This window comes from Carboxydothermus hydrogenoformans Z-2901 (assembly GCF_000012865.1).
Lineage (GTDB): Bacteria > Bacillota > Z-2901 > Carboxydothermales > Carboxydothermaceae > Carboxydothermus > Carboxydothermus hydrogenoformans.
The window spans coordinates 2,339,449-2,357,071 of sequence record NC_007503.1 but is presented as its reverse complement, the minus strand read 5'-3'; the positions used below and the strand labels follow the sequence as shown (position 1 = coordinate 2,357,071).

General features: G+C 39.1%; 12 protein-coding genes. 8 read left to right on the top strand and 4 right to left on the bottom strand.

The genetic code is table 11. The features are described 5' to 3' along the window. The first annotated feature begins 1 nt into the window (after position 1). From pglX to CHY_RS12210, 6 genes are all read left to right on the top strand, one after another. Complete coding sequence (pglX, locus tag CHY_RS12230; RefSeq protein ID WP_011345516.1) at positions 2–3,625, top strand: BREX-1 system adenine-specific DNA-methyltransferase PglX; 3,624 nt, start codon at positions 2–4, stop codon at positions 3,623–3,625. Between the two features lie 18 nt (positions 3,626–3,643). Then, complete coding sequence (gene pglZ, locus CHY_RS12225) at positions 3,644–6,202, top strand: BREX-1 system phosphatase PglZ type A (protein WP_011345515.1); 2,559 nt, start codon at positions 3,644–3,646, stop codon at positions 6,200–6,202. Between the two features lie 17 nt (positions 6,203–6,219). Continuing rightward, positions 6,220–8,250 (top strand): protease Lon-related BREX system protein BrxL, encoded by a 2,031-nt coding sequence (gene brxL, locus CHY_RS12220; RefSeq protein ID WP_011345514.1) that lies wholly within the window; start codon positions 6,220–6,222, stop codon positions 8,248–8,250. A 25-nt stretch (positions 8,251–8,275) separates the two neighbouring features. Further along, the gene (locus CHY_RS13430; protein ID WP_226986711.1) at positions 8,276–8,557 is read left to right on the top strand and encodes a hypothetical protein; all 282 of its coding nucleotides are present in this window, start codon (positions 8,276–8,278) and stop codon (positions 8,555–8,557) included. Next, positions 8,535–9,269 carry a hypothetical protein gene (locus tag CHY_RS12215; protein WP_226986710.1) on the top strand — a complete coding sequence of 245 codons (735 nt, stop codon included), beginning with the start codon at positions 8,535–8,537 and terminating at the stop codon, positions 9,267–9,269. The genes CHY_RS13430 and CHY_RS12215 overlap by 23 nt, the downstream gene beginning before the upstream one ends. A gap of 734 nt (positions 9,270–10,003) precedes the next feature. Then, positions 10,004–11,923: a hypothetical protein gene (locus CHY_RS12210; protein ID WP_011345512.1), complete on the top strand. Its 1,920-nt coding sequence runs from the start codon at positions 10,004–10,006 to the stop codon at positions 11,921–11,923. A gap of 1,210 nt (positions 11,924–13,133) precedes the next feature. Here the strand turns inward: CHY_RS12210 and CHY_RS12205 are convergent. Then, positions 13,134–13,340 carry a hypothetical protein gene (locus CHY_RS12205; RefSeq protein WP_041537779.1) on the bottom strand — a complete coding sequence of 69 codons (207 nt, stop codon included), beginning with the start codon at positions 13,338–13,340 and terminating at the stop codon, positions 13,134–13,136. Between the two features lie 244 nt (positions 13,341–13,584). On the opposite strand from CHY_RS12205, the gene CHY_RS12200 reads away from it, so the two are divergent. Both CHY_RS12200 and CHY_RS12195 read left to right on the top strand, forming a co-directional pair. Further along, positions 13,585–13,812 carry a hypothetical protein gene (locus CHY_RS12200; protein WP_226986709.1) on the top strand — a complete coding sequence of 76 codons (228 nt, stop codon included), beginning with the start codon at positions 13,585–13,587 and terminating at the stop codon, positions 13,810–13,812. A gap of 294 nt (positions 13,813–14,106) precedes the next feature. Beyond that, a complete protein-coding gene (locus tag CHY_RS12195) occupies positions 14,107–14,511 on the top strand; it encodes a hypothetical protein (protein WP_041537778.1) in 405 nt (134 codons plus the stop codon). Between the two features lie 93 nt (positions 14,512–14,604). Here the strand turns inward: CHY_RS12195 and CHY_RS12190 are convergent, their stop codons facing one another. The 3 genes from CHY_RS12190 to CHY_RS12180 form a co-directional block, all read right to left on the bottom strand. Continuing rightward, positions 14,605–15,408, bottom strand: coding sequence for an ExeA family protein (locus CHY_RS12190; RefSeq protein WP_011344163.1), 804 nt, complete (start codon positions 15,406–15,408; stop codon positions 14,605–14,607). 2 nt (positions 15,409–15,410) lie between these two features. Then, positions 15,411–16,757 carry an IS481-like element ISChy3 family transposase gene (locus CHY_RS12185; RefSeq protein WP_011344162.1) on the bottom strand — a complete coding sequence of 449 codons (1,347 nt, stop codon included), beginning with the start codon at positions 16,755–16,757 and terminating at the stop codon, positions 15,411–15,413. 79 nt (positions 16,758–16,836) lie between these two features. Beyond that, positions 16,837–17,517, bottom strand: a complete 681-nt coding sequence (locus tag CHY_RS12180) for a DUF6431 domain-containing protein (RefSeq protein ID WP_011344161.1) — start codon at positions 17,515–17,517, stop codon at positions 16,837–16,839. Positions 17,518–17,623: the final 106 nt, after the last annotated feature.

Below are 17,623 nucleotides of genomic sequence, written 5' to 3'. Positions count from 1 at the left end.
TATGGATAAGAGTGCTGTTAAAAATTTTGCCGTATGGGCAAGGAGAAAGCTTATAGAAGATATCACTCAAAAAGCCTTTGAAATTGGCATAACGGAGAAAGGAATTGCTAAGGCAGAAAATGTATCCTCAGATGCAGTTAAGGTAAACGGCAGGCTGCTGGGAAAACATGAGGCTAAGCAGAGGGGAATACTTATAGCCAGGATAAAGGAAAAAGGGTTTCAGGAAGTTATCGAGGAAGTTGCCTATACCTGGTTCAACCGCATAATTGCAATCAGGTTTATGGAGGTAAATGATTACCTTCCAACAGGTGTAAGGGTGCTTTCTTCTATAGAAGAAGGCAAAGCGGTGCCTGATATTATTACCAATGCGCTTTATGTTGATCTTGGCCAAGATCCTGATATAGTGCACCAGTATCTTGATAACCATGATGATGAAGGACTTTTCAGGTATCTTTTTATTAAGCAGTGCAACAAACTCAATGAGATTCTTCCCTTTCTTTTTGAAAAGATTGAAGATTATACGGAACTGCTTCTGCCCAACAACATGCTTGCAGAGGGTTCGGTCATACGACGGCTTGTAAGCGATATAAAGGAAGAGGACTTCAGGGATGTTGAGATTATCGGTTGGCTGTACCAGTACTATATATCCGAAAAAAAGGAGAAAGTGTACGCAGATTTGAAGAAGAATATAAAGATAACCAAAGAAAATATTCCTGCTGCAACCCAGCTTTTTACCCCAGACTGGATTGTAAGATACATGGTTGAAAATTCTCTTGGCAGACTGTGGCTTGAGGGACACCCTGATGAAGAACTGAAAAGCAAATGGAAGTATTATTTGGAGGAAGCGGAGCAGGAGCCAGAAGTACAAAAACAGCTTGCAGAGATAAGAGAAAAGAGTAAAAACATCAGGCCAGAGGATATCAAGGTGCTTGATCCATGTATGGGCAGCGGCCATATTTTGGTCTATGCCTTTGACGTGCTGTTTGACATTTACAAGAGTGCTGGGTATTCCGAAAGGGATATTCCAAAGCTTATATTAAAGAATAACCTTTATGGGCTTGATATAGACGACAGGGCAGCTCAGCTTGCTTACTTTGCGGTGATGATGAAGGCAAGAAGCAAAAGCAGAAGGATATTTAACCAGATAAAGGATGAAAATATTGACCTAAACCTCTGTGCTATTCAGGAAAGCAATGGCATATCTAAAGAAGCATTAGAGTTCTTTTTGAGGGGTGCCGATGAAAAACTTAAAGCGGATGTGGAATACCTGGTTAAGGTTTTCCATGATGCAAAAGAGTATGGGTCTATACTTGAGGTTGAGCCTGTTGATTTTGATGCTATTGAGAAAAGACTGGAAGAGTTTAAGAATGAAACAGGGGATTTATATGAGTATCAGTATAGGAATGTGATACTTGAAAAGATGCCAGCGTTAGTAAAACAGGCAAGAATAATGAGTCAGAAGTATGATGTGGTGTGCACCAATCCGCCGTATATGGGGAACAAAGGGGTAAACAGTAGCCTTAAAGATTATATTTCCGAGAAGTTTAAAGATGTAAAGTATGATTTATTTTCAGTTTTTATAGTAAGAAATTTTAACTATGCAAAGCAATATGGCCATTTAGGATATATGACTCCTTTTGTGTGGATGTTTATTTCTTCATATGAAAAATTAAGAGAAATTATAATCAAGAGTAAATCTATTACTTCTCTTGTGCAATTGGAATACTCAGGCTTTGAAGAGGCAACTGTTCCGATTTGTACTTTTACTATTAGAAACGCTTATATTCCTGCGAAAGGAGAATACATAAGGCTATCAGACTTTAGAGGAACTGAGTTGCAGCCAATAAAAACTCTTGAAGCAGCCCAAAATCGAAATGTTCCTTATAGATATTCAGTGAGCCCTCATAACTTTGAAAAAATTCCTGGCATGCCAATTGCGTATTGGGTGAGTGAAAAGGTTATTGATTGCTTTAAAAAAGGTAGACCATTAGGCGAAATTGCTGAGCCGAAACTCGGAATAACAACGGCGGACAATAGCAGATTTTTAAGATTGTGGCATGAAGTAGCAATTGATAGGATAGGATTTAATTATCCAAATAGGGAAAAAGCAGCTGAAAGCAGGTTTAAGTGGTTTCCATACAATAAAGGCGGAGAATACAGAAAATGGTATGGTAACAATGAATATGTTATAAATTGGGAGAACGATGGTTTTGAATTAAAAAATTTTAAACCTGCAACAGTAAGAAATATTGATTATTATTTTCGCAAGTCAATAACCTGGTCATTTGTAAGTTCATCATATTTTGGGGTCAGGTATTCAGACCGAGGCTTTATTTTTGATGTCGGAGGTTCTTCTGTATTTCCGCCAGAAAAATACCATTTATTTTTGACAGGGTTTTTATGCTCCAAGATTTCAACTTTATTAATGAAGGTTTTAAACCCTACTCTGAACTTTCAAGTAGGAAATGTTGCTTCGTTACCTGTTATATTACCAAATGATGATGAAAAGGCTAAGATAGATTCTCTCGTTGAAGAAAACATATATATTTCCCGTACCGACTGGGACTCCTTCGAAACCTCCTGGGATTTCAAAAAGCATCCTTTGCTTATCCATAAAGGCAGCAGCAAAACTATAGAAGAAGCCTTCAACAACTGGGCTAAATTTGCTGAACAGCAGTTTTATAAGCTCAAAGCCAACGAGGAGGAACTGAACCGTATATTCATTGAAATATACGGGTTGCAGGATGAGCTTACTCCAGAAGTTGATGAAAAAGATGTAACCATCAGAAAAGCAGATAGGGTTAGAGACATCAAGTCCTTTATTTCCTATGCTGTCGGCTGCATGTTCGGCAGGTACTCAATTGATGTCGAGGGGCTTATCTATGCTGGTGGCGAGTGGAAGGAAAAGTGGAGTGACGGTAAGGTTAGAAAGATCGAAAAAGACGAGGACGGTAATGTGATATCCGATACCTGGGTAGATGCGACCTATTTGCCAGATGAGGATAATATCATTCCGATTCTTGATGATGAATACTTCGATGATGATATTGTGAGCAGGTTTATAGAATTCCTTAAGGTGACTTTTGGCGAGGAAAAGCTGGAAGAAAATATCAACTATATTGCCGAAACTCTGGGGAGGAAGCCTTCTGAGACCCCAAGGCAGGCCATCAGGAGATATTTCCTGAAGGAATTTTATAAAGACCATGTGCAGGTCTATAAAAAGCGACCTATTTACTGGCTCTTTGATTCAGGCAAGGAAGACGGCTTCAAGGCACTTATATACATGCACAGGTATGACGAATATACCGTGGCCAGGATCAGGACTGACTACCTGCATCCGCTTCAGAGGAAATATGAGGCAGAAGTCAAAAGGCTCGAAATCCTGATTGAATCAGATGTATCGGAAAGGGAAAAGGCAGTTGCCCGCAAGAAAAAGGAAAAGATACAGAAGCAGATTCGGGAATGCCTCGCTTATGACCAAGTTATTGCTCACGTAGCAAATCAGCGGATCAAAATTGATCTTGACGATGGAGTGGCAGTAAACTACGCCAAATTCCAGGGCATTGAGATCCCGCAGGGAGAAGGCAAAAAAACCCTCAAAGCAAATCTTTTGGCAAAAATTTGACAGTGATGGTGGTTTAATATGGAACTTAATGAGGTTAAAAAGAAACTTGAAGAAATTTTAAATAAAGAGCTTACGGACGGCAGGAAGAGGAATATTGTTTTCTGGTACGACGATAATGGAGAATTCAAAGAGGATATCGATGCTCTTAATCTTTCCAATGCTAAAATACTTAAACTTAATGGCAGGAATAGCTTTTATGTAAAATACATTCTTGAGCGGGTGGACAAAGAAAGCAACTATCTTATTTATGCTCCTTACAGCAAACCGAAAGCTCGGGAGAATTACCTTTTGGATATCCAAAAATACAGCTTTGAATTTTCTACCGATAGAGCTACAATCATCATGATGGATCTCAATGTTACTGATTATTCCCTGCACGATGCTTTCAAAAAGTACCTGAAATTTTTCAACAACAAGGAAAGGTATAGAGCATTCAAGGAATATGCCTTATCTTCCTATACCGAAGAAATCCTGGATATTGCCGTACTGTCGGTCCTCTGCAAGCTGCCCTATCCCGATTTGGAAGAAGTACTGAAAACCCTGCTTGCGGAGTATGCGTATGGTGAGTCGACTCTCTATGAAAACATCATAAAATTTGGAGATATAAATGCTTTTTGGGAGCTTGTCAGGAAGTACTATGGCTATAATCTGGAACAAAAAGACCTGGAGAAGCTTTCAATTTTTCTCCTGATAACTGGGTTGGCATTCTCTCTAAAGAGAGATCTGCCCAAACAGTGGGAGCCCTTTGTGTCACCAAAGCAAACCAATGTGGTTGTATTCTTAAGCCATTTTATGGGAGGAAACAGCACTAAAAAGGCATTCAGGCTTCTTTCCCAAATGGTGGAGGAGAAGATCAGGCTTAAAGAGTATATCACGAAATGGGATGTTGACAGCTATAAAGACAGCGATATCTTCCGCTTATTTGATGAGGGTATAATCCAAAATATTCTTGACAACCTGCTTTCTGATGTCGGCGAGTTTGACAGGTACAAAGAGATAATAATGGATAGAAGATCAAAGCACTGGTTCGAGGACTATGAGAACGAATATAATGCTCTTTACTGGGCCTGCGTATTACTTGAGGAATGGAAAAACCAGAAGGATACCATCAAAGAATACCCCCCACATGATTTCTTCAAGAAGTATACGGAAGAATATTACAAGGTTGACATGGCTTACAGAAAGTTTATCTATTTCTTTGACAGATTGGATAACAAAGAATGGTTTGCCGCCCTTAAAGAAAAGATAGAAAACACCTATATAAATGGTTTTATTAATATCCTTTCAATCAAATGGAGCAACAGTATCGAAACACTGCAGGAATACTGGAGTATTAGTTCTGTCCCATGTCAATGGGAATTTTTCCGTGAGAAGATCAAACCGCATCTTAATAAGGGAGAACGGGTATTTGTAATTATCTCCGATGCCCTGCGGTTTGAAGCTGGAAGGGAATTGGCAGAAATGCTGAACACTGAAAGAAGGGGAACCACGGAAATTTCGGCTATGCAGGGGGTGCTCCCCTCTTATACAAAACTTGGAATGGCTGCGCTGCTGCCGCATAAAAAAATAGAGATAGATTCCGATTATGAGGTTTTTGTTGACGGTATTTCTGTTGAGGGTACCGATAACCGAAACATGATATTGCAAAATCATGTGAATAAAAGCATAGCAGTCCAGTATAAAGATATCATTGACCTGCGCAGGGATGATTTGCGAAAGCTTCTGGGTGGAAAAGAACTGATCTATATTTATCACAACAGCATTGACGCTAGAGGTGATCACTATCTGACCGAAAGGGAAGTTTTTGATGCGGTGGCAGAAGCTTTTGAACAGCTGAAGTCCCTTGTCAACAACCTTGTAAATCATCTTTCCGCAACCCATATTTATATAATTTCAGACCATGGCTTTGTCTACAAGCGTGGTAGTGTAGAGAAGAGTGAAAAAACTTCCATGGATAAGATTGAAGATGCGTACGAAAACAGAAGGTTTATCTTAACTGATAAGCCTATGGAAATAGAAGGCACATTATCATTTGATATGAAGTATCTTTTAGGAGAGGCTACACAGCTTAAATGCATTACTCCTCGGAGCACAAACAGATTCGAATTAAAAGGTGCTGGTGCAAATTATGTACATGGGGGTTCATCTCTACAGGAAATAGTGATACCAGTTATATATTTTAAGAATGAGCGCGGAAAGTCCGCAAAAGATGTTCAGAAGGTTCGGGTTACCCTGTTAAGCCTTACAAGAAAAATAACAAACACAATCACCTACCTTGAGTTTTTCCAAACCGAAAAGGTAGGCGATAAAATGGTGCCGTGCAGACTGAAGGTTTATTTTGCTGATGAAGACGGCAACAGAGTTTCAAACGAAAATATTATTATTGCTGACAGTAAATCAGAGAATCCTGAAGAAAGAAAATTTAGAGAAAAATTTGTGCTGAAGAACATGAAGTATGATAAAACGAAAAAATATTATCTTATCCTGGAAGATGAAGAAGAAACGGTAGAGAACATCTATGACAGGATACCTTTTACCATTGATCTTGCAATTACCAATGAAGATTTTGGGTTTTAAAATGAGGCGGTGATAGAATGGATGAATTAAGTGCAAAATTGAATCAGCATTTTGCTGGCAGAGTGGTAAGAAAAGACCTGACGAAAAAGATCAAGGAAGGCGCTAATGTGCCTGTATATGTCCTTGAATACCTCCTGGGAATGTATTGTGCCACCGAGGATGAGGACAGCATACGTGAAGGAGTTGAAAGGGTCAAAAGCATACTTGCAGAGAACTTTGTTAGGCCCGATGAGGCGGAGAAGGTTAAGTCAAAAATCCGAGAGCATGGCAGGTATACCATTATCGACAGGGTAACGGTGAAACTCAATGAAAAGAAAGACGTATATGAAGCCGAATTTTCTAATCTTGGGATTAAGGGAGTTGTTATGCCTTCCTCGTATGTGAAGAATTATGAGAGGCTTTTAGCTGGTGGTATTTGGTGCATCATCAAGATGGATTATTATTTTGATGAAGAACAAAAGGGTTCAAGTCCTTTTTGCATAAACTCTCTTACTCCTATACAGTTGCCGAACTTAGAACTTGAAGAAATAATGGTCGGCAGAAGGCACTTTACAAAGGATGAATGGATTGATGTTCTTATAAGGTCGATCGGTTTAGAGCCGACAAAATTGTCCAACAACGTTAAATGGCATATGTTAGAGAGAATGGTTCCCCTTGTAGAAAATAATTACAACCTTTGCGAACTTGGGCCAAGGGGAACGGGAAAATCTCATATTTATAAAGAGATATCTCCAAACAGCATTTTGGTTTCGGGTGGGCAGACAACGGTAGCTAATTTATTTTACAATATGGCTTCAAGACAGATAGGCCTTGTAGGACTTTGGGATTGCGTAGCTTTTGATGAGGTGGCGGGTATTTCCTTTAAAGATAAAGACGCGATACAAATAATGAAAGACTATATGGCCTCAGGGTCATTTGCTCGAGGAAAAGAGGAAAAAGCCGCAACAGCTTCAATGGTGTTTATAGGCAATATAAACCAGAGTGTTGATGCACTACTAAAAACTTCTCATTTGTTTGAACCATTCCCTGAAGCAATAGCTAATGATACTGCTTTTTTTGATAGAATACATTATTATTTGCCTGGATGGGAGATTCCAAAATTCAGGCCAGAATTCTTCACAGATGAGTATGGATTCATTACAGATTATTTGGCAGAATTTCTTCGCGAGATGAGGAAGCGTTCTTTTTCCGATGCGTTTGACAGGTATTTTAAGCTTGGGAACAACCTTAATCAGAGGGATGTTATTGCGGTAAGAAAAACTGTGTCGGGACTTGTAAAGCTTATTTACCCCAATGGAGAATTCGACAAAGATGATATTGAAGAAATATTAAGGTATGCACTTATTGGCAGAAGAAGAGTAAAAGAACAGCTTAAGAAAATTGGCGGGATGGAGTTTTACGATGTCCACTTCTCATATATTGACAATGAAACTATGAATGAGCAGTTTGTTTCTGTTCCTGAACAAGGGGGTGACAAGATTATTCCCGAGGGGCTGGGGAAGCCAGGTCATGTCTATACTGTTGCACGTGGCAGAACAGGTATGATTGGGGTATATAAGATTGAAACACAGGTTGTAAGTGGAAGCGGAAAATTTGAAAAGACAGGTCTTGGTTCAGACAGAGAGGCTAAAGAGGCGATTGAAACGGCTTTCAGATTTTTCAGGGCAAACAGCAAGAAAATAAGCGGAAGTATAAGTACTACTACAAAGGATTACCTTATGCATGTGGAAGATATTAATGGGGTAGGGCTTACATCCGAACTTTCGCTTGCTGCATTTGTTGCTTTGTGTTCAGGTGCATTGGACAGGCCCTGCCAGAGTCAGATGGTTATTTTAGGCTCAATGAGTATTGGTGGTACCATAAATAAAGTCGAAGAACTGGCCAATGTGCTGCAGGTATGTTTCGACGCAGGAGCAAAAAAAGTCTTAATGCCAATGTCTTCGGCTACTGACATCGCTACTGTTCCGCCAGAACTGTTTGCCAAGTTTCAGATATCTTTTTACCAGTCGCCCGAAGATGCGGTATTCAAGGCTTTGGGAGTGGAATAGGGAGTATGAGTGTCGAGGTGTTGCTATGGGTGATCTTGTTAGAAATGCAGATATGAAACGGCCGCATGTGGTAATATTGGGAGCTGGTGCAAGTAGGGCTGCTTTACCTAATGGTGATAAGAATGGAAGAAAATTACCCGTTATGAATGGGTTCCTGAAAACAACAGGTCTTGAAAATATATTAGATGGTGTGAATTTAACTTTTAAAAGTGACAACTTGGAAGATATATATAGTGAATTACATGGTAAACCTGAATATGAGGATGTATGTAAGAGACTGGAAGATGCTATATGGGATTATTTTTAGTAGTCTTGAATTACCCGATTATCCAACTATATATGATTATTTGCTTTTGTCTCTTCGTAAGAAAGATGTTATAGCGACGTTTAACTGGGATCCATTGCTTTTACAAGCATATAGAAGGGTATACAAAATTACCTCAAAACTGCCAAAATTATTATTCTTGCATGGGAATGTGGCAGTTGGTGTGTGTGAACAATGTAAGAGAGTGGGGTTTATAAAAGATAAATGTAGTAAATGTGGGAAGCAATTAAAAAGGTCAAGGCTACTTTATCCGATTAAAAAAAAGAATTATCATTTGGATCCATTTATCAAAAGTCAGTGGGATGCTATTCAGCATTATTTAAAATATGCTTATTCTTTTACAGTTTTTGGGTATAGTGCACCGAAATCAGATGTAAGTGCTATTGAATTGCTCAAGCAAGCTTGGGGAAGCCCAGGTGAAAGAAATTTAGAACAAATTCAAATTATAGATATAAAAGAAGATGAAGAATTAAGAGAAGCATGGGATGACTTTATACATACTCACCATTATGAAACCCATAAGTCTTTCTTTGAGTCCTCGCTCGCAAAATATCCAAGAAGAATAAATGAAGCATACTGGGCAATGTTCATGGAGTGCGAATTTGTTGATACGCATGAGTTTCGTGAAGGCTTGAGTTTTGAGGAATTGAAAGAGCAGGTTCAAAACCTTGTCCAATACGAAGAGGATGAGTGAATATATAATGCTTTATTGCATTATCTGCTTTACGAGAGATTTGCCAATATCCAAGGCTTGTTAGGATAATTTTCTCGGTATTTTGGAAATACATGGATTAATATGACGTTAGAGTTTATTGATGAGGCAAAACGGAAGATTAAGTTAAATAACACCCCTTTAAGTTGAAATATCACATCGATGTTGGCAAAGCTGATTAGGAAAGCTGTGTGAGGCGTTAGATACCATGGAGAAGAGAAAGTAATCTATGTCGGGATGGAAATAATTAAATTATTGTTAAGATTAATTAGGGAGGTTAATACTGCTAAAAACGAATACAACAATAAAAGTGTACTTGTTCGCAGAAGTGGTTATGAAGAGTTGTTAGTTTTTCTGGAAAAAGGATCACTGAAGATTCAATAAAATTGGCTTTTAAAGAAATTGAGAGGATTATAAATCGACCATTTTCTCCATCGGCTTATAGACACAAAACATGGTGGGCAAGTGGAAGGTAGAGAAGGTAGCCCTCGGAAACCATATTGTGTTTTTCAGAATAAAAGGAAAGCCTAACAAAGAATGATATTTACGCAACTATCAAAAAGATAGTTGCTTTTTTATTTTTCATTCGTTATTATCTACAGAATCTGTTTCTAAAAAAATTAACAACAATGGGGGGAGTAAAATTTGAGTTTAAGCCTCTCAATGTTCTAAAATGATAAAAGAATTCCACAGAAGGGAGGGGATTCATACAGCATATGGGAAAAATTCAGCCCTTTCAACATCGGCTTTATAAATACAATGAAATTTGTTATCCTAAAGATTCTTTTGAAGCCAGTAAATTAGCCATGGCTGTGATGGTTAAGATAAAAGCATATGGAGGAACTGTTAGCCTTGAACACTACGGCCAGTTAAGGACAGTCGCAAAGATTCTCCTTTTCCCCTTAATTGATTCCAGCAAACCAGTAGTTGTTCCAATGGAAACGGGACTCGGCAAGTCAACAATGATAGAAGAGTTTCTAAGATTAAAACTTGACGATGATTTTAATAATTTTGGCGCTATAGTCGTTAAAGAAAGGATTAAGGATATTTTAGCCCTCGAAGAAAAGCTGAAAGGAAAAGCCAGGGCTGTGTACAGCTTTTATCCCGACCACTGCCTGCAGGGTTACAAAGAATATCAGCGGATAGCATGCAGAAACTGCGACGCCGATTGCAGGATGAAAAAAGCCGTTAGCGAGCAGAAAAATTATCCTGTGCTTTTGATGAGCAGTGAGAGATTCCGATTGGAAATGCTCTATGGACGGCACCTCAGAGATTTTTTGGCATTCTGCGATAAGGATGGGATTGAGCACAAGCGAAACATCCTTATCATTGACGAAAAACCACCGCTGGCAATTAATAAGCCTGTAAATAGAAAGGACATAAGGAAGGCATACGAAGTTATACGCTATATACAGCCAGGATCAGAACTGTATGAAGAAGCTCAGCACCTTATGAGCCACTTGAAAAAGCTCAATACTGTATTAAATGACCTTGATTTTACAAGCCCGTTTTTGTCAGCCTTAGAACCATGTTTTAAGCTGTCTGATAAGTTCAAGAGTTTTTTTGAAGAAGCATATACAGAAAACGATGTCGAAATACTCGAGTGCATTGCAAGTCTTATCAGAAAAGGCGGTATTCTGCGCGCCGAAGAAACAAAAATCGGCTTGGAAGCCCAAGCTATTACTACGGATTACATTGAATTTGCCAAATTGGACGGATTAAAGACGATTATCTTTGATGCCACGGCAAAATATGACGCCGAGTACAAAGAAGGGCAGTTTGCAATATTGGATTTGCCTCAGATTCGAAACTACGATAATCTTACCATTTACAACTGCCCTGTAAATTTGAGCCGTACAAACATTTTCAGCAAAAAAAGCAGTGCGAGGTTTGATTTCAAGAAGCTGTTTCAGGATTTGGAGGGAATTAAGGATAAAGAAGTGTTTATTTTAACCTATCAAAAACTCGTTAATACCATCAAAAAAGAACTGATGGATACCATGTTTTACAAAAACAACCGTGTTTACATTGACCACTTTAACAATATTAAAGGCAAAAATATTTATGCTAACTGTACGGTCATGCTAAATATTGGCATTAACCATAAAGGTGATGAATACTATCTTGCCAAGGCCGTATCAGTTAGCAACAAACAGGATTTCGACGATTTAAGCAGTGCGGATGATAAAGCAGTAGTACTTGCTGAAAAAGTGAAACGGGTCATCGAAAGTGACCTTTTCACAGAGATGATCCAGAACTTTTGCAGGACCGCGCTGAGGAAGTCAACAAATGAACAGGTTCAGATTTACAGCTTTATTGGAGAACCTGTACTGCTTGAACTTCTAACAACATATTTCCCCAATGCCAAGATTGAAACATGGTATCCTGAGGAATTCTATAAGCATTACTTAACACACGGCAGCAAACGCAACAAAAAAGTTCTACAGCTGGGTGAGTTTCTAAAAACGCAGTTTTCTCAAAAAAGCATTATTACAAAAAAAGAGGTTCGTGAGGCGCTGGGATATACAGACCAGGATACGCTTGCGAACCACTTGAAAATTGGATATGTAAAAAATTTAATGAAAAAAATGAATATTGAAGAGAAATATCATCACCTTCAAAAAAGGCAGGTTTAAAGATATAAAGAAAAGTGGTATCAATTATAAAAGATGATGATGTCGTTAAAATAAATATACCAGATATTCACTTTAATCTCGAGTGGTTTTCGGATAGGAAAGCAGATGCTTCCGATATTGTCAACTTTACGCTGAAGTTTTATTTGCCAACTTATGAAAGAGAATGAAAGAAAGCAAAAATGAAAAAGCATTTTATAAAGCCTACATGTCAAGGTTTTTAATGAACTTGACCTGAAACGGCAGAAACAGAAATTGATCGTTTAAAAGGGGAATAGATCCCCTTTCTTTTTTTTACTAGAAAAATGAGATAAGAAACTGATCATGAGAAGAAAAAAACAAAAGCGAGCTTCAACATTACTTTTAGCTTAAGCCAAAAGCTTAAGATTTTAGCTTTAGCATTTAGCCTAAGCCATTAGCTTGAGCCATAAAGGAGTAGAGTAGCCAATCTCCTAAGTTTGCTTATAAAACTTTATAAACAAACTTAGGAGATTAGTTTAATCCATTTGCTTGAGCTTTTCAACTTGAGCTTACAACACAAGGATGACGTAAAAAAAATTTTCTACAACGGGGGAATCTCAGGGGATTTGAACAAAAGCCAAATTTTCAAAAAACATAATTTTCAAAGGCGTAACAAAAGTATAATAAGCTATAGCAGAAAAAACTTCCCAGGGAATTCCCCCGTTTTTGAATATTTTGCTTTGCAGTTTTTGAACTAATGCAATTTTGGAGCTAAGCTTAGCGTTAAATTAGCTATTTGATATTGCTTTATTTCTCGCATTAATGTATGGCAAAGATAGAGCGAGGAGATGCTGATGCTGGCCGAAAATATAACAAACCATTTTGATGATGTTGAAAGTGGTGTGAAAAACTTAATGTCAAAGGAAGATTCCAAAGACTAAATCTTTCTCAGACAGGTACAAGACGGTAAAGACTGTGGAGCGGACTATTTCGTCTCGATCTGCAACAGCACTGCTGGGAGTATGGTTTTGATACATGAAGGCAGAAACGAAGAATTGGCAAAAACAGCGGAAGAGTTTGTAAAACCTTAAAATCTTCACGGACAAGGTTGCATGGTTGAGGTAATAAAGCACGTTTTTAAAAGGCATAGACTAAGAGTCTTAAAGCGAAAAATTCAAGAGAAACGTAGTAGAGGACTCAAAAGTGCTATGTAAAAAGCAAAGAAGCCCCGATTTTTTCGGGGCTTTCGTTTTTATACCGTGAATGCCTCAGCAAGCCGTGCAGAAATTGTAATAAGTGGTGCTGCAAATGGGAAGAAAAAGATTTTGCGCCAAACTGTTTTCTTACCGTACCAGTGCGGAACCTGCAGCACTACTTCTGCTTTCCAAAAACTGTGCCTAACTACGTATATCCAGAACGTCCCTCTCTTCGAGGATACGAATTTTTCGAAAACTACCATTCTTACCAGCTCCTTTCAGAGTCTTACTCATCATTCTTAGCTACATCATATCATATTTTTTGCAACTTGACAATATTTGCAAAAAAATATTAAATAAAAACTTGACTCAAACATGAATATTTTTCTATTATGTTTGTAGAGAATTAAAAGCGAGGTGGTCTGTATGAGAAAACAAAAGCAGTTTTGGACGGTAGTTTCGGAGCGGACTTTTCAGAGATTGCGCGAACTCTCGGAGGAAACTGGTATGACGATAACAAAAGTTATGCTTTGGATACTGTTTGAACAATTTGACTACAGCACGGAAATCAGAAATGATTACACTTTTACCACGGCAAAAGGGCACAAAATAGTTGCAAAAGTGACGGATGAAGAGTTGGAGAAACTGCAAGACCTTGCTCAGAAACATTTGATGTCTGTCTCACGTCTGGTGAGAAATATTTTGTATACTTATTTTTTTAAAAAGTCGGAGTAAAATTTGATTTTATATGAAGATATTTCTTACAATATTTGCGTAGAAAAAATGCCGTTTATACTTGACGTAAAGTCTTTGCACGACATTACGGAGCTTGTAGAAACTTTTGAAAGTTTACGAGAATAAAAACTGCCCGCTTAACGGCGGGCTGACATACCTAAACAAAAAAAGCGGGAATTCTTCCCGTTACAGAAAATTTTTTTGTTGCGTTTCATGTTTCCCAGTTATTCCCTTGTACATACCACTCAAAAAAAGGAGAATAAGAAACCTAATCAAAGGAGAGTGATGTGCTCAATGAAAATTATACAAAATTTATACAAAGAATACAACGAGATTTTATCACGCTATAATGAAATAGTTGAAACAAAAAAGACTTTTCAAGACATTATCGAAGAAGCTATTCAAAACGCTTTACGAAACGCAGACTGGAAGCAATTACGACACTTTAATTATAAACAGTCAGTAAATCAAAAAGATGGTTATTTATGGAATCCGATTTTTTACAAAGCTGATTACGAAACGTATAAGCAACTAAAAAACTTTTTATCAAATGACATAGAAATGGATGATATTGTGAATTTTGCTCTGTTGTTTTCAAAAAAATTTCTACTTGCAAAAATAAAAAAAGAAATTTTAGACGCAAAATGGAACACTGAAAGAATTGCAAAGATTTTTGAAAAGTGTTACCGCTCACACTAATTGACCACATTTAGCTCAAATTAAGTGGCCGCAAATATTGCTCACTTTATTTGGCCAGGCAGTTTTTTATACTGCCTGGCCATTGACATAATTTTATACAGAAAATTCATTTTCAATTACTACCTTGACCATACGGTCATCAATAAGCCGTTTCTGTTCGGCTGCAGCTGCCATTAGACAAGCAATGCACAGGTTATTGATTTTCCGGGCAATACCCCCAGCATACTCATAGACCATATCCAAGGCATCATCGGTAAAAATTGCTGAACTTGCCCCGGCTGTCCTGAGATGGTGGGCCACATAGCCTTTTGCTTCCTCCCGTTCCATGGGCGGAAGGTGGTAGCGAAGGTTAATCCTCTGAGCAATAGCTTCATAAACCTGAAGTTGTAAGATACGGCGCAGTTCTGGCTGACCTACCAGAATTAGACTCATTGGATTATACGAATCCATGCGAAAATTCAAAAGAAAGCGTATTTCTTCAAGCATTTCCCGGTCAAGGAGATGAGCTTCATCCACAATAACTACCGGTATTTTCTGTTGATTTTCTGCTAAGTCAAGGATAACCTGATGCAGCTGACGTTTAGCCTGTCCCCGGTTAAAGCGTGGCTCACAGTCAAGCTGCCGCAGGGCTTCCCAGTAAAAATGCCTGGGAGTTAGACCAGAATCGCTAATATAAATAACCCGGTACTTATTGGGGTTTAATAGCGATAATAGTTGCCGTAATGCTGTGGACTTACCTGCTCCTACTTCGCCGGTAATTAGGGCAAAGAGGCGTTTTTCCGCTGCATATTTAAGCCTGGATACCAGCTCTTCATGGGCAGGAGTGGTAAACAAAGAGTTTACCGGCAGATCCCTCCCGAAGGGGGTGCGGTGAAAACCAAAAAAGTGTTCAAACATTTTTACTTACCCCCTTCCAGCTGGCGGAAGGGTATGGCCCCTAATTTTCGCCGGCGGCGTTCAATACTTCTTTCTTCAAGTACTGTTAAGAGGCGGGAAGTTTTTGGTGTTTTATTTTCTTGCTCTTTTTTATTTTTTGCAGCAAGGTTGTTGTATTCCTGGATAACCAAAGGCTTGGCCAGTCCCTGCTTTTGGCCGTTATACCAGAACTCGATACTTTCTAAGTCAAAAGGGTCGTAACGGAGATCAACGGTTTTTCGTATCCATTCCAAACCAATTTCATAAAACCGTCCTTCAAGTTTGATACATCCTGTTTTATCTACCCGACGACTTGCTTCCCAGAGGAAAGCTTCCCGACATTCTTCCAGGCTGGCAAACCGTAAACGCCGGGTATCCTTCTGGAAACGGTTAGCCGGAGTTTCGTTTTCTAAAGAGCTGTGCGGGTGGTGGTTATAACCTTCTTCAACCCAAACAGCAAAAGCCTGGTTAAGTTCTGCCAGGGTCTCAGGTTGTTGCAGTTCTATTTCGGCTATAAAAGACTCAACGGTGCGGTTAAACCTTTCAATTTTCCCCTTAGATTCAGGTGAATATGGCTTAGTATTAATTGGCCTTATCCCCAGCCTGGCACATCCCAAACGAAACCAGCGGGAAACAAAAATCTTGCCATTATCTACATATACCGCATCCGGGATTCCTCGTTTCAAGATGGCTTTACGAAAACAATCTTCTAAAACTGGCCTCTTCTGGTCAAGATAAAACTCTCCATGACAAAGAAGACGAGTAGCATCATCGATAAATGCCACTAAATAAGTTCGCACTTTGCGTTTGGGATTCTTTGGATGCGGTAGATACGGCCCATATTTGATATCTGCTTGCCAGAGGCGATTACGCTGTTCTTTTGCAAAACGCCTGTGCCCTGATATCTTTTGGTTAGCTTCCTTTTGGGTTAGGCCTAAACGAGAAAGATGCCTTCCAAGGGTAGACCGGGCTAACATTCCTGCAGGAACTTTCTTTTCTCCTTCTAAAATCGCTATGATTTGGCTTACACTCCGTTCCGGAAGTTCTTCCTTAAGTTTTACCGCCTCTTCGATTATTTCATGGCTTATAGTACGACTGCTTCCATTATCAGACCGGATTTTTGGCATAAGACCGGATAAACCCTGCTGGCGGTAAAGTTGTAAGTAGCGGCGCAGGGTACGGGAGGAAATTTCACTCCTGGCTAAGATTTCTTTCCGGCGTTGGCGCTTTTCCGCCGCTTCTAAATCCGGCTCCAGCAAAGGTGCTATCAGAGCAAAACGTTTAAGAGCAATTTCTTGCTGATAAGATAATTCCTTTGGCAACCTGACCATCTCCTTGTTTAAATATGGTGTTAAATTCACCATACCACAATCCCAAGAATGGCCAGGAGACCAAACTATGTGAAATTAGTTAAAGCCAGAGGCCGACCACGTCCATGGTCAGCCAGAGATTTACCGCACCAAACACCGAAGTAGCTTTTACCGCCGGCAGTAGTTCTAAAGCCGCAAGCATTTGCTCCCAGGGCGACGACCGTGCTTCCGTTAGAAGCGATTTTATTTGCCCGGTGTATCTAAAAGCTATACTTTCTAAAACGCCTATAACCTCATGACATCGCTTTAGAAATCGGCGTATCCATCGCCGAGTAGTGGGAATATCCTGATTGCCCTCGACCCGTTCTGGCGGTACCTGCTTGGAAACTACTTCTTCAACTACAGCTGCAATCAAAACCTGGGAATAATGGCGGTAAGGCGCAACAAAATCCGGTAAAATGGCATGGGTTTTCCGGCAGTTAGAACAGCGATAGCGGGCTATTGGAATTCTAGTAGTAGTTCCATCTAAGGTTATTATTTTTCGTCGATACCATCCGTGAAAAGACATCTTTGCACTACAAACCGGGCAATACCATTGGTTTTCTTCCAAAAAATTTAAGTAATTTTCTAAATACTCCTTTACTGAAGCTCCAAGATAAGTTACAATCAAAGTACGGTATGGAGGAAAGTCTTCGGTAAGGGGAGTGTCAGCTCCGTAAACCTTACTCGAAGACTTTTCCTTTTTCTCCTTCTTTAGATTTTTTCTCCAATTATTCGCCATTATCTAAACAAATTCCTTTTCTATTTGGCCACGAAATCTGAGCATTGGACGGTTATTTTATGTGAGTAGAAACAGAAAAGCAACGGTATGAAATTATAGATGTTAG

Coding starts and splice junctions, on each gene's coding strand:
- CHY_RS12205 (WP_041537779.1), bottom strand. CDS start 13,340: ATGGTAGTTTTCGAAAAATTCGTATCCTCGAAGAGAGGGACGTTCTGG.
- CHY_RS12210 (WP_011345512.1), top strand. CDS start 10,004: ATGGGAAAAATTCAGCCCTTTCAACATCGGCTTTATAAATACAATGAA.
- CHY_RS12195 (WP_041537778.1), top strand. CDS start 14,107: ATGAAAATTATACAAAATTTATACAAAGAATACAACGAGATTTTATCA.
- CHY_RS13430 (WP_226986711.1), top strand. CDS start 8,276: ATGGGTGATCTTGTTAGAAATGCAGATATGAAACGGCCGCATGTGGTA.
- pglX (WP_011345516.1), top strand. CDS start 2: ATGGATAAGAGTGCTGTTAAAAATTTTGCCGTATGGGCAAGGAGAAAG.
- pglZ (WP_011345515.1), top strand. CDS start 3,644: ATGGAACTTAATGAGGTTAAAAAGAAACTTGAAGAAATTTTAAATAAA.
- CHY_RS12190 (WP_011344163.1), bottom strand. CDS start 15,408: ATGTTTGAACACTTTTTTGGTTTTCACCGCACCCCCTTCGGGAGGGAT.
- CHY_RS12180 (WP_011344161.1), bottom strand. CDS start 17,517: ATGGCGAATAATTGGAGAAAAAATCTAAAGAAGGAGAAAAAGGAAAAG.
- CHY_RS12185 (WP_011344162.1), bottom strand. CDS start 16,757: ATGGTCAGGTTGCCAAAGGAATTATCTTATCAGCAAGAAATTGCTCTT.
- CHY_RS12200 (WP_226986709.1), top strand. CDS start 13,585: ATGACGATAACAAAAGTTATGCTTTGGATACTGTTTGAACAATTTGAC.
- CHY_RS12215 (WP_226986710.1), top strand. CDS start 8,535: ATGCTATATGGGATTATTTTTAGTAGTCTTGAATTACCCGATTATCCA.
- brxL (WP_011345514.1), top strand. CDS start 6,220: ATGGATGAATTAAGTGCAAAATTGAATCAGCATTTTGCTGGCAGAGTG.